11 protein-coding genes are annotated in these 13373 nt (G+C 63.1%); 3 read left to right on the top strand and 8 right to left on the bottom strand.

Going from position 1 to position 13373, the window contains the following annotated elements:
* Positions 1–340: 340 nt before the first annotated feature.
* From ACUN9Y_RS13745 to can, 8 genes are all read right to left on the bottom strand, one after another.
* The gene (locus ACUN9Y_RS13745) at positions 341–1387 is read right to left on the bottom strand and encodes a hydrolase (protein WP_445461282.1); all 1047 of its coding nucleotides are present in this window, start codon (positions 1385–1387) and stop codon (positions 341–343) included.
* Positions 1384–2304 (bottom strand): LysR family transcriptional regulator, encoded by a 921-nt coding sequence (locus ACUN9Y_RS13740; protein WP_445461281.1) that lies wholly within the window; start codon positions 2302–2304, stop codon positions 1384–1386. Before ACUN9Y_RS13740 ends, ACUN9Y_RS13745 begins: the two co-directional genes overlap by 4 nt.
* Positions 2305–2396: 92 nt before the next feature.
* Positions 2397–3497: an ABC transporter ATP-binding protein gene (locus ACUN9Y_RS13735; protein WP_445461280.1), complete on the bottom strand. Its 1101-nt coding sequence runs from the start codon at positions 3495–3497 to the stop codon at positions 2397–2399.
* Positions 3494–4516, bottom strand: coding sequence for an ABC transporter ATP-binding protein (locus ACUN9Y_RS13730; protein ID WP_445461279.1), 1023 nt, complete (start codon positions 4514–4516; stop codon positions 3494–3496). Before ACUN9Y_RS13730 ends, ACUN9Y_RS13735 begins: the two co-directional genes overlap by 4 nt.
* Before the next feature lie 15 nt (positions 4517–4531).
* Positions 4532–5473, bottom strand: a complete 942-nt coding sequence (locus ACUN9Y_RS13725; RefSeq protein ID WP_445461278.1) for an ABC transporter permease — start codon at positions 5471–5473, stop codon at positions 4532–4534.
* Positions 5470–6516 carry an ABC transporter permease gene (locus tag ACUN9Y_RS13720; RefSeq protein WP_445461277.1) on the bottom strand — a complete coding sequence of 349 codons (1047 nt, stop codon included), beginning with the start codon at positions 6514–6516 and terminating at the stop codon, positions 5470–5472. The genes ACUN9Y_RS13725 and ACUN9Y_RS13720 overlap by 4 nt, the downstream gene beginning before the upstream one ends.
* A gap of 113 nt (positions 6517–6629) precedes the next feature.
* Positions 6630–8216 carry an ABC transporter substrate-binding protein gene (locus tag ACUN9Y_RS13715; RefSeq protein WP_445461276.1) on the bottom strand — a complete coding sequence of 529 codons (1587 nt, stop codon included), beginning with the start codon at positions 8214–8216 and terminating at the stop codon, positions 6630–6632.
* A 476-nt stretch (positions 8217–8692) separates the two neighbouring features.
* Positions 8693–9340: a carbonate dehydratase gene (gene can, locus ACUN9Y_RS13710; RefSeq protein ID WP_445461275.1), complete on the bottom strand. Its 648-nt coding sequence runs from the start codon at positions 9338–9340 to the stop codon at positions 8693–8695.
* 197 nt (positions 9341–9537) lie between these two features.
* On the opposite strand from can, the gene gorA reads away from it, so the two are divergent.
* From gorA to ectB, 3 genes are all read left to right on the top strand, one after another.
* Complete coding sequence (gene gorA / locus ACUN9Y_RS13705) at positions 9538–10899, top strand: glutathione-disulfide reductase (RefSeq protein WP_445461274.1); 1362 nt, start codon at positions 9538–9540, stop codon at positions 10897–10899.
* A 512-nt stretch (positions 10900–11411) separates the two neighbouring features.
* A complete protein-coding gene (gene ectA, locus ACUN9Y_RS13700) occupies positions 11412–11990 on the top strand; it encodes a diaminobutyrate acetyltransferase (protein WP_445461273.1) in 579 nt (192 codons plus the stop codon).
* 82 nt (positions 11991–12072) lie between these two features.
* Complete coding sequence (gene ectB, locus ACUN9Y_RS13695; RefSeq protein ID WP_445461272.1) at positions 12073–13338, top strand: diaminobutyrate--2-oxoglutarate transaminase; 1266 nt, start codon at positions 12073–12075, stop codon at positions 13336–13338.
* The last annotated feature ends 35 nt before the right edge of the window (positions 13339–13373 follow it).

Here is a 13373-nt window from a genome sequence, read left to right as displayed (position 1 = left end):
GCATTCTGGGGCCGGCCGTCGTCGTTGGTCTTGGCATTACAACCTGTTACGTGCCAGGCCCCGGCGCAGATCCATCGCAGACCCATCGCAGACCCATCGCAGACCCATAGGCCGCGTGAACGGATATGACAGCGTGAATGAGTGAGCTAGTTCGGTTGGTCGCGCCTTGACACCTGTCTCGCGCGTTCGACAACGAGGCAAGAGCCAGGGAGTGGCGGACACGCACAGCGTAGCGGGCGAATGCACGGGGGGCAGTCAGTGCAAAGCGTGGCGGCCGAATGCACGGGGTGAGGTCAGGCTAGCGTGTTGGGGGCGTCGCCTGCGCAGCCCTTGTGTTCACTCAGGGGCTCTCGGGTTGCGGGAATGCTGGACCGCCAAGCTCGTCCCGCCACGTCTTGAGCTGGTCACCGACACGCCGCCCAAGCCATGGCTCGAGGCGAGAGCCGCGCCGTTCCATGAAGCCGACGTGGCCGCCATTGCGTGCGACTTCCATGTGCAAGAGTGAAGAGCGTTCGGGAAAACGGTCGATGATGTCCGCCGGCATGAACGGGTCGTCGGCGGCGTGCAGGAGCAAGGTAGGAACACGGATATTGCCCAGCACCGGACCGCTGGACGCTTTGGCGTAGTAGTCGGCGGCGTCCTTGAATCCATGTAACGGCGCGGTGACCACGTCGTCGTAGTCACGCAGGCGCTTGAGCCTGGAAACGGTTCGCGCATCGACTGTCAGTGGCAGTTCGCCGCACTTTAATCGCTCGACGACCTTGCGTTTGAGTGAACCGAGCAGGTGCCGTTCATAGACTCGGGAGAAGCCCTGACCGAGGCGCTCGGCGCAGGCGGCGAGATCCAGCGGGGCGCTGATGGCGATGGCGCCGGATAGGCCCAGCGCATCGACCTCGGGTTCGGCGACGAGCTTGAGCAGCATGTTGCCGCCGAGGGAGACGCCGCAGGCGAATCGCGGCGCCTCGGGGTAGCGCTCCAGCAGCGCCTCGAACAACACGCGGGCATCGCCGGTATCGCCGCTGTGATAGGCCCGAGGACGCCGGTTTGGACGCGCGCCGCAGCCACGAAAGTGCATCAGTAGCGCCCGGTAACCCATGTCCTTGGCGGCACCGAGCAGGTCCCGGGCATAGGGCGAAGCGATGCTGCCTTCGAGGCCGTGAAAGAGGACGAAGAGGGGGGCCGTGGGCGACGGTGGCTCCGGAGTCACCCAGGAAAGCTCCACTTCGTCGCCGTCCGGCAGGTCGAACCATTCACTGCGCCAGCCCAGGGTGCGCGGTCGCAGCAGGCGTGGCGTCAGCGTCTGCAGGTGCGGGTTAGCGAGCCAGCGAGCCGGTCGAAAGCTTGCCAAGGCGATAGCGGGGGCTGGCGAAGGTACTGGTGACGTCATCCTGACTCCTGTTGCCGGCCGCGAATCTGGTGCCATAGGGGGTCGGTGGCGGTGCGCCTTGTGGTCAGGTGGCGATACAGGCGTATCTCGAATTCCACCGTCCAACGTGGCCCCCCCGCGTTGGCCAGGGCCCCTGATGCCAGCGCCCCGCCCAGGGTGCGCTCGGGGAGCCAGCCGAGGCCGTAACCGAGGCTGACCAGTTCGCGGATGTTGCCGCTCTGGACGCTCTCGTTGAGCACCGTCAGGGTGGGGCTATCGCCCAGGCGGTCCAATTGGGCGCGTATGGCAGCATCGATCATGCCGCGCGGATGGTAGCCGATCAATGGCAGCTTGGCGCCACGGCCGAGTTCCAGCGAAAAGCGTGGAAAGCCGGCCGAATCCGGCAGTGACACGGGAATGAAGCGTTCTCGCCCGACGACCAGGTAGTCGGTTTCCTCATTGGCGAGTTCCAACGGGCTTCCGGTGGTCGGCCAGTAGCACAGCGCCAGGTCGACTTCGCCGGAGGCCAGGCCCTGAAAATAGTCGCCGACCAGCCAGGCGGTAGCCCGCAGGTACGGCGTGAGGGGGGGCGGTTGCGTCCAGCCCGCCAGCCAACTCGGTAGAAATTCGGCCAGCAGGCTCTGGGGGGCGCCGAGGCGCAGCTGGCCAGCTTGTTCCTCGGCCATCTGCGCCAGGCGCTGGCGGGTGACTTCTACCCGGCGAGTGACGTCGTGGCACATGGCGTGGAAGGCCTCGCCGGCCGGGGTCAACGATAACGGCAGGGTCTGCCGATTGATCAGGATCGTGCCCATCTCCTCTTCGAGAAGCTTGATGCGTCGCGAAAAGGTCGGCTGGGTGACATTCTGCTCCTCGGCGGCCCGGGAGAAATGCCGAGTGCGTGCCAGTGCCAGAAAATCTTCCAGCCAGCGTATTTCCATGGAGGGTTCACCTGTCCTGCGTAGTCTCATTGTGCCAGATCGCGGCCCTCCCCGTCGCAGGAGAGCGGCAGGGTGCGTGACGGGGGACAGGGTTAGCTGAGTCGGCCCTCCTCGACGCCATGGCAGGCCACCTGACTGCCATCGTCGCTGGCGATCAGCGAGGGAACCTCCTGGCGGCAACGCTCGTTGGCGTGGGGACAGCGACCGTGGAAGACGCAACCCGAGGGCAGGTTGACCGGCGTTGGCACTTCGCCTTCCAGGCGCAGGTGCTGTGGGCGGTCGTCCTCGAGGCGCGGAATCGCCGACATCAAGGCCTGGGTATAGGGATGACGAGGACGGGAGAACAGGGTCGCCGTGGGGGCGACTTCACACACTCTCCCCAGGTACATGACCGCGACACGGGTCCCGAAGTGTTCCACCACGGCGAGATCATGGGTGATGAACAAATACGTTAGATTACGTTGCTGCTGGGCCTCCATCAGCAGGTTCAATACCTGCGCCTGGATCGATACGTCCAGCGCCGAGATGGGCTCATCGGCGACGATGAACTCCGGGTCCACGGCAAGCGCCCGGGCGATGGCGATGCGCTGTCGCTGTCCGCCGGAGAATTCGTGGCCGTAGCGCACCCCCCAGTCCGGCGCGATGCCGACGGATGTCATGACCTCGGCGACCTTGGCCTTGACCTGGTCCGGCTTCCAGTCCGGGTGGTGCAGGCGGATCGGCTCTTCCAGGGTCTGCTGGATGGTCATGCGTGGATTGAGGGACGCGTAGGGATTCTGGAAGATCATCTGCATGCGCCGACGATACGGCATCAACGCCCGGGACTCGAGATGGTCGATGCGCTCACCGTCATAGCGGATTTCGCCGGCAGAAGGGCGCAGCAATCCCATCACCGTGCGCGCCACCGTCGACTTGCCGCAGCCGGATTCGCCGACCACGCAAAGGGCCTCGCCGCGGCGGATGTCCAGATCGATGCCGTTGATGGCGTGAACATGGGCCTGTTCGCGGACGATGCGGCCGCGGCGAAACTTGAGTTGCTCGAGGAAGTCGCCCGAGAGCGAGAAGCGCTTTTCCAGGCCGCGAATCTCCAGCAGCGTTTGATCGGCGTGGGGGCGTGACGCCGGCACCGCTGCACCTGTCTCACCGCTTGCGGCAGGGGTGGGCGCGTCCTGTCGTTGTGGCATGGCGCTCATGGACGCTCCTCCGTGGCTGGAATACGGTCTTGGTTTTGCATCTCGGCGACCATATGGCAGGCCACCTGGCAGTTGCCCGATTCAACGAACCCCGGGACCTCACGCCGGCAGGGCGAACGCTCGCTGCCGTCGGCCCGTGTGGTGAAGTCGCAGCGGGGATGAAAGGCGCAGCCGCTTGGCAGCTTGTCGAGTGACGGCATGCTGCCACGGATCTGGTTGAGCCGTTGGCCCGGGGTGGCCATCTGGGGCAGGGCGTTGATCAGGCCTTGGGTATAGGGGTGCTGCGGATCGTTGATGATCTCCCGGGTGGGGCCCTGCTCGATCACCCGTCCGGCATACATCACCAGCATGCGCTGGGTGACCTGGCTGACGACGCCCAGGTCATGGGTAATCAGGATCAAGCCGACGTTGTGCTTCTCGCACAACTCCAGCAGCAGCGCCATGATCTCGGCCTGGATGGTAACGTCGAGTGCCGTGGTCGGCTCATCGGCGACGATGATGTCAGGGTCCAGCAGCAGCGCAATGGCGATGATGATGCGCTGACGCATGCCACCGGACAGCTCGTGCGGATACTGGTCGAGACGCTTCTCCGGCGAGGGAATCTGCACCTGTTCGAGCTTGCGCAGGCAAATGGCGCGGGCTTCTTTCGATGAGATGCGACGGTGAGCCTTGAGGCACTCCACCATCTGCTCACCGATCGACAGCACCGGATTGAGCGTCATCATCGGGTCCTGGAAGATCATCGAGATGCGGTGACCGCGGATCTTGCGCAGGGCCCGATCGCCCATCGAGGTCAGCTCCTGACCATCGAAGGTGATGCTGCCACCGGCGATGTAGCCTGGCTTGGCGATCAGGTTCAAGAGGGTGAATGCGGCCACCGACTTGCCGGCGCCGGATTCGCCAACGATGCCCAGTCGTTCACCGCGATCGAGGCTGAAGCAGACATCGCGCAGCGCCTTGACGTCGCCCTTGCGCAGGGCGAAGCGCACATCGAGGTTCTTTACGTCGAGTAATGCCATGGTCTCTCCTCGGCCTCAGCCCTTGTACAGTCGCGGATTGAGCACGTCGCGCAGCCAGTCGCCGAGCAGGTTGATCACCAGCACCAGCACCACCAGCACCAAGCCCGGCAGCAGCGTGATCCACCAGGAGCCCGACTGAATGTAGTCAAAGCCGGACTTGATCAACGAGCCGAGCGACGGCTGGGTCTCCGGCATGCCGAGGCCGAGAAACGAAAGCGCCGCCTCTGAGATGATGGCGTTGGCCACCTGCACCGTGGAAATGACGAAGATCGGCGACAGGGTGTTGGGCAGAATATGACGAAACATGATGCGCCGGCTTCTCAGACCCATGACCCGCGCCGCATCCACGTACTCCTTTGACCGTTCCGCCAGCACCGAGGCGCGCACGGTACGCGCGTACTGCGGCCACTCGGCCAGCCCGATGATCAGCACCAGCAGCGGCACGGCGTAGTCACCGTAGGTGGCGCCGCCGAAGATCGACTTGAACAGCGCACCGACGATGATGGCGACCATCAGGGTAGAGAACGATAGCTGGATATCGGCCAGGCGCATCAGAAAAGCATCGATACGACCGCCCATGTAGCCGGCCAGCAGGCCGAAGCAGACACCGATGGTGGCCTGCAGGATCACCGCGCCGAAGCCGATGATCAGCGATACTCGCATGCCGTAGAGAATGGTCGAGAGCATGTCGCGACCCTGGGAGTCGGTGCCCATGCTGTACATGGCGTCGGCACCCTCGACCCAGAACGGCGGAAGCTCCGAGGCCAGAATGTCGATCTGTGCCAGATCATAGGGGTCCATCGGCGCCAGCCAAGGGGCCAGCAAGGCGGCGGCCACCAGGACGATAAAGACCACCAGGCTGACCTGGGCGATCAGATCACGCTTGAAGCTGTAGAGCAGGTAGGAGTCGCGAAACCTCTCCCACCGGCCGGCCTGAGGCGTCACTTGAGTACTCATGCGGGCTTACCTGTGAGCTTGACGGTGGGATTGACCAGTCCGTAGATCAGATCGACGAGGGTATTGGTAATCACGAAGATCAGGCCGACGATCATCAGATAGGTCACGATCAGCGGAATATCGGAGCGCTCGATGGCATCGAGGAACATCAGTCCCATGCCTGGCCACTGGAAGACCGTCTCGGTGAGGATGGTGTAGGCGACCAGGGTACCGATCTGCACGCCACCGACGGTGATCACCGGCAGCATGGTGTTCTTGAGCGCATGCAGGAAGTAGATGCGTCGCATCGAGATGCCCTTGGCCCGGGCAAACTTGACGTATTCCGACTGCATGACCTCGAGCATTTCGGCGCGGATCAGGCGGATGAAGAGCGGCAGCATGATCGAGGCCAACGAAATCGCCGGGAGCACCAGATAGGTCAGCCCCTTGAGGCTCGAGAAGTTGGTGTACCAGGTGCCGAAGACATGCTCGGGGTTGCCACGCCCATACGCGGGCATGCCGCCGTCGGTGGAGATCAGGTCGTTGAGCCAGGTGCCCCAGCCGGTGTCGACGGGGAAGGGGCTCCAGCTGACCCCAATGGCGAATAGCTGGATCAGGACGATGGCGGTCAGGAAGACCGGGATGGAGATGCCGACGATGGACACCCCCATGAAGAATCGTGACAGCCAGGCGCGTGGCTTGATCGCACTGTAGACGCCGATCGGGACCGACAGCAGCACGATCAACAGGGTCGAGGCAAAGACCAGTTCAAGTGTCGCCGGCAGGTGGCGCATGATCACGTCGGTGGTCGGCTCATTGAAGACGTAGGAATAGCCGAAGTCGAACTGGGTGGCGTTGGCCGCGAAGCGCAGGTACTGGACGAAGAAGGGGTCATTGAGTCCGAGTTCCTCGCGCAGGGCCTCGCGTTCGCTCTCGGGCACCGACTGACCGACCATCTGCTGGATGGGGTCGCCGAGATTGTCCTGGATGGCGAAGGCGATCACGCTGATGACGAACATCACCAGCAGCGCGTGAAACAGGCGCTTGATCAGGAATGCGATCATGTTGGTGTACCGAAACGACAGGAACCCGCCCCCGAGGCACTAGGCCTCGGCGGCGTGTCACGCTGTGGGTGGGGTGACGACGAAAGCCGGCCCGGCAGGGCCGGCGGGCGTCCTTACTCTTGCTCGATGACCAGATCCCCTAGGTAGGGGAAGTTCATCACGTTGAGGATCGGCTCGATGTCGACGTTGGCCGCCGAGGCCCAGGCCAGGTCCTGCCAGTGCAGCGGAATGAAGGCGGCATCGTCATACAGCGACTGCTCGACCTGCTGCAGCATCTCGGCACGCTTGGCCAGGTCAACCTCGAGATTGGCCTCGGCCACCAGCTGGTCGAGTTCCGGGTTGCAGTAATTACCGGCGTTGTACTGACCGCCACCGGTTTCCGCGTTGGGACACTCGCTCAGGTACTGGAAGAAGTTCGCCGAGTCTTCGGTATCGGAATGCCAGCCGATCAACATCATGTCGGCGGCACGATCGTCGTACTCGCCCCAGTACTGGGCCTTGGGCAGGGTCTTGAGATCGACCGTCACGTTGATGCGCGCCAGCATCGCGGCCACCGCCTGGGCGATCTTGGCGTCGTTCACGTAGCGGTTGTTGGGCGCCATCATGGTGATCGAGAAGCCGTCTTCATAGCCGGCTTCGGCCATCAGTTCCTGGGCCTTCTCCAGGTCAAAGCGTGGCTCGAGACTGGCGTTGTGACCGCTGTAGCCCTCGGGGGAGAACTGGGCGGCCGGAGTGGCGAAGCCTTTCATCAGCCGATCCGCGATGCCCACCTGGTTAATCGCGTAGGTGAAGGCCTGGCGCACGCGGACGTCCTTGAACGCCTCGACTCGCTCCTGGTTCATGTGCATCAGGATGATGCGGGTGCCGGACATGGTCACTAGTTGGGTGTCTTCGTCGCTCTCGATGCGCTCCAGGTCGTTGGGCGGTACCGGGGCGATGAAGTCCACATCGCCGGACAGCAGGGCGGCGACGCGGGTAGCGTTTTCGCTGATCGGCGTCAGCACGATATTATCGACATTGCCCGGGCTCTCGGTGTCCCAGTAGTCGTCGAAGCGCTCGAACTCGACCCGCACGCCCTGCTGACGCTCGGTGACCATGAACGGACCGGTACCGGAGACGTTACGCGACGCATAGGAATTGCCGTTCTTGACGATCTCGTCGCGTGTCTTGCCATCGTCGGTCTGGCCGCTGTAGAACTCGGCGTCCATCGGGAAGATGTAGGTCGCCATGTTGAGCATCAGCGGGTTGGGCCGCTTGGAGACGATTTCCACGGTGTGGTCGTCGATGACGTTGACCGTTTCCACCGGCTCGAAGATGGCCTTGAAATCAGGGCTGCGCTTCAAGCGCTCCACGGTGAAGGCGACATCCTCGGCGGTGAACGGATTGCCGGAGTGAAAGGTCACGCCCTCGCGCAGGGTCATGCGCATGGTGGTGTCGTTGACCTGTTCCCACTCGGTGGCCAGGCGCGGCTCGAATTCGAAGTCCTTGGTCCAGCGGACCAGGGGATCGAAGGCCATGTGCGAGAGCTGAAGGATACCGCCGGAGAGTTGTTCATGGATGTCCAGCGACACCGGGTCGGCATCATAGGCCATGCGCAGCGTATTCTCGGCGAATGCCGCCTGGGGGGCGGAGGCTGCGAGCATGGCGGCGCCGAGGGCACCGGCCAGCATGGTCTTCTTGAACATGGGCTGATTGAACATGAAAGGATTCCTGCTTTATGAGGTTGTTGTGGGTAGTGCAGACCGGGCGTACGGAAATCTCCGATCCCTGCCCGGCGTCTAGCCATTGTCCTACGCCAACATAGAGATATGCAGCGTTGGAACACAATCGAAAATGTGACAGGGGCCATGCGCCTGGTGAATACGAGCGTAACAGAGGGCGAGGGAGCGCATTGTGTGAGCGTTGATAGAGCCGGCGGGAGCCGAGGCGGCGGGGAGGACGGCGCGCGGCCGAGGAGCCAAGGATAGATCGCGCGCCGGGCACCGGCCACGCCTGGCGGGGAACCCCGTCAAGCGTCGGTCCTTGACGTCAACACGGCAAACGGGGGAGTCCGCGAGCTTGCGACCGCCAGCCGTCGCCTGACCGGCCACGGGAATGAAGGGCAAGGAATGGACGGGATCGCAGGGGCAAGCGTCAGCAGGGAGCCCGACCGGAGCGGGTTCCCTGCGGCCGGGCATCAATCGTTGGGCGGGCAGACTCGATCGATGCGATACAACTGTGCGACTTGATCGAGGCCATGCACGCTGCACTCGAGATCTGTCACCCGTCCATCGCTCAAGCCGTAGACCCAGCCATGTACCGAGAGCTGCTGGCCGCGTTGCCAGGCACGTTGGATGATCTTTGTACGGCACAGGTTCTTGACCTGGGCTTCGACATTAAGCTCGCACATGCGGTCGACCTGCTCGTCCAGTGGCAGCGTCTCGAGGTCCTGGCGATAGCGACTGTAGAGTTCACGCACGCTGTGCAACCAGTAGTCGACCACGCCGCATTCGCCGCCCATTACCGCAGCGCGCACGCCGCCGCAGCCGTAGTGGCCGACGATCATGATGTGGCGTACCTTGAGCACGTCGACGGCGAACTGCACCACCGACAGGGCGTTCATGTCGTTGTGATGCAGCAAGTTGGCGACGTTGCGATGGACGAAGACCTCGCCGGGAGGCAGGTCGATGATCTGGTTGGCTGGCACACGGCTGTCCGAGCAGCCGATCCAGAGGTATTCCGGGCTTTGCTGACGGGCGAGGCGGGCGAAGAAGTCAGGGTCGTCCTGACACATCTTGTCTGCCCAGGCGCGGTTGTTGGCGAGAAGGGTATCGATATCGCTCATGGCGGGCCCTTGATCGAGAGGAGGACGAGGAGGTTTAAGGTGCCTTCTTTTACCCCTGGCGCGCGAAAGGGTCAAGCGGCCTCCCTGCGCACTACCTCTGCTGGTATGATGCGGCCCATATCAGGTTATTGCGGCAGTAGGCCAACGCCGCCGCAAGCCCGTCTCGTCTTTATCACAGCCTGCGATAGGAGAAGCACGTGTCGAATTTTGACTATGACCTCTTTGTCATCGGAGCCGGGTCCGGTGGCGTGCGCGCCGCACGCACCGCGGCGGCCACCGGAGCACGCGTCGCCGTGGCAGAGGATCGCTATCTCGGTGGCACCTGTGTCAACGTCGGCTGTGTGCCCAAGAAGTTGTACTCCTACGCGGCCCATTTCCACGAGGCCTTCGACGATGCGCGTGGCTTCGGCTGGCGGCTCGGCGAAGCGCCGACCTTCGACTGGCCGACCCTGCGTGACAACAAGATCGGCGAGATCAAGCGTCTCAATGGAATCTACGGAAAGCTGCTCGATGGTGCCGGCGTGCGCCTGATCAATGGACGCGCCAAGGTCGTGGACGAGCACACCGTTGAAGTGGCCGGCGAGCGCGTCAGCGCCGAGAAGATTCTGGTGGCCGTCGGCGGGTGGCCCTGGGTGCCGCCGTTCCCTGGCAGCGAACATGCCATGAATTCGAACCAGATCTTCGACCTGGACGAGTTTCCCCAGCGCTTCCTGGTGCTCGGCGGCGGTTATATCGCGGTGGAGTTCGCGAGCATCTTCAATGGTCTTGGCGCAGATGCCCACCTGGTCTATCGCGGCGAGCTGTTCCTGCGTAGCTTCGACCAGGAGGTTCGCGAATTTACCCGTGATGAGATGGCCAAGAAGGGCGTCAACCTGCACTTCGGCACCAACATCGAGTCCATCGAGAAGGTCGATACCGGGCTCAAGGTTAGCCTCACCAACGGCGAAAGCCTGGAGGTCGACGCCGTCCTCTCGGCCACCGGGCGCAAGCCGCACCTCGAGGGACTGGGGCTCGACAAGCTCGATATCGCCCTGAACGAGAACGGCAGCATCGAGGTCAATGATCGTTTCGAGACCTCCATACCGTCGATCATGGCGCTGGGAGACGTCACCGGGGGGCCGGAATTGACGCCGGTGGCACTGGCCGAAGCCATGCATCTGGTCGCGCACCACTACGGTGATGCCCCCAAGGCGCCGATGAACTATGACAACATCGCCACCGCGGTGTTCTGTCACCCCAATATCGGCACCGTGGGGCTGTCGGAAGAGAAGGCTCGCGAGACCCATGAGGCGATCCGCGTCTACAGTGCCGACTTCCGCCCCATGAAGCACACCCTGTCCGGCAGCGACGAGCGTTGCCTGATGAAGCTGATCGTCGACGACGCGACTGACGTTGTCGTCGGCGCTCATATGGTCGGTGAGGAAGCTGGCGAGGTCATCCAGGGCATCGCCATTGCCGTACGTGCCGGCCTGACCAAGGCGGATTTCGACGCCACCGTGGGTATCCATCCCACCGGCGCCGAAGAGTTCGTGACCATGCGCACACCGACTCGCCGCTGATCGATCTGCGTCAGACAGCTGGGTGGCGAACGTCGCGCCCAACGGGCCGCTCTCCGGAGCGGCCTTTTTTGTGCCCGCGGTGTTACACGGAGGAAGCGGCGGACCCAGTCTCAGGCGGGGGTCGCGGCCGCAGGTCCCGTCGATGGTGTCAATTTCGCACCGGGGTCTATACTCCAGATCAAGCGTCTGACCTCGGAAAAACCGAATGCATCTTTAAGGTTTGCTCCGACAAGATGTGCATAACCGAGCATGACGCCCCGGCAGGCGATGCCGAGGGTGAGATCGGTGGCAACCGCCACGGGGTATGGCACCGGCGAGGGGCCGGGTCCTGGCCTTGTGGGCAGGAGTGGACGCGCGTTGCTCCACGTCAGTGGCGTTGTGGGGGAGGGGGAACCCGCCCTAGCATAAATTTCTATTATAGTTTTGCGGCCTAAAGATAATCTCGTTTTTGAAATGTCATAATCAGCTGTTATAATGGCCCGCAAATTCGCAACAGGCGAAGCATAACGAACATGACTGCAAGCACTCAGCCGTTTACACCATCCGCCGATCTCGCTCGGCCCAGCGTGGCCGACGCGGTGGTCGGCAACGAAGCGGCACCGCTCTTCATTCGCAAGTCCAACCCCGACGACGGTTGGGGCATCTATGAGCTAGTCAAGTCGTGCCCCCCGCTGGACGTGAACTCGGCCTACGCCTACCTGCTGTTGGCGACCCAGTTCCGCGACAGCTGCGCCGTGGCCACCAACGAGGAAGGAGAAATCGTTGGCTTCGTATCGGGCTACGTGAAAAGCAACGCCCCCGACACCTATTTCTTGTGGCAGGTGGCCGTGGGTGAGAAGGCCCGCGGTACCGGCCTGGCTCGCCGGCTGGTCGAAGCCATCCTGTCGCGCCCGGAACTGATCGGGGTGCATCACCTCGAGACCACGATCACGCCTGACAACCAGGCGTCGTGGGGGCTGTTTCGCCGCCTTGCCGATCGCTGGCAGGCGCCGCTGAATAGCCGCGAATACTTCTCCACGGATCAGCTCGGTGGCGAGCACGATCCGGAAAATCTGGTGCGCATCGGTCCCTTCCAGACATCGCGCATCTGACTCCTCTTCTTGGGAATGACGCGGCAGCGAGCTGCTGCGTCGCCCATCATCGACTCACTCTTTATCCCTCAGGAGGTCGCCAATGCAGACCCAGACGCTCGAACGCATGGAATCTGAAGTTCGTACCTATTCACGCTCCTTCCCGGTGGTCTTCACCAAGGCGCTGAACGCTCGCCTGACCGATGAGGATGGCCGCGAGTACATCGACTTCCTCGCCGGCGCTGGCACCCTGAACTACGGCCATAACAACCCGCATATCAAGCAGGCGATGGTCGATTACCTGGCCACCGACGGCATCATCCATGGCCTCGACTTCTGGACAGCCGCCAAGCGCGACTATCTCGAGACCCTCGAGCAGGTCATCCTCAAGCCGCGTGGCCTGGACTACAAGGTGCACCTGCCGGGCCCGACCGGTACCAATGCCGTCGAAGCCGCTATCCGTCTCGCCCGTGTCGCCAAGGGCCGGCATAACATCGTGACGTTCACCAATGGGTTCCACGGCGTGACCATGGGTGCGCTTGCCACCACCGGTAACCGCAAGTTCCGCGAAGCCACCGGTGGCATCCCGACCCAGGGGGCGTCATTTTTGCCCTTCGATGGCTACCTGGGCGAGGCCACCGACACCCTTGATTACTTCGAGAAGCTGCTCGGCGACAAGTCCGGCGGCCTGGATGTCCCGGCCGCGGTGATCGTGGAAACCGTGCAGGGCGAGGGTGGCATCAACGTGTCGGGCCTTGAGTGGCTCAAGCGCCTGGAAGGCATCTGCCACGCCAATGACATTCTGCTGATTATCGATGATATTCAGGCGGGCTGCGGACGTACGGGCAAGTTCTTCAGCTTCGAGCACGCCGATGTGGTCCCCGACATCGTCACCAATTCAAAATCGCTGTCCGGGCTCGGCCTGCCGTTTGCCCATGTGTTGATGCGCCCGGAGCTCGACAAGTGGAAGCCCGGCCAATACAACGGCACCTTCCGTGGCTTCAACCTGGCCTTCGTCACCGCGGCGACCGCCATGCGCAAGTACTGGAGCGATGACACCTTCGAGCGCGACATCCAGCGCAAGGCTCGGATCGTCGAAGAGCGGTTTCAGAAGATTGCCGCCTGGATCAGCGAGCAGGGTATCGCGGCTTCCGAGCGGGGTCGTGGCCTGATGCGCGGTATCGACGTGGGCAGCGGTGACGTGGCCGACAAGATCACCGCCAAGTGCTTCGAGAATGGCCTGGTCATCGAGACCAGTGGCCAGGACGGTGAAGTCGTCAAGTGCCTGTGCCCGCTGACCATCCCCGATGAAGACCTGCTCGAGGGCCTGGATATTCTGGAGCGCAGCACCCACGCCGCACTGAGCTAAGGCGCTCGCAAACTCGCTGGCTGAAGCAGGGGCGG

It is taken from the genome of Halomonas sp. V046 (assembly GCF_052645355.1).
Note: the sequence above shows the minus strand (reverse complement) of the source record. Positions and strands in the feature narration are given on the sequence as shown.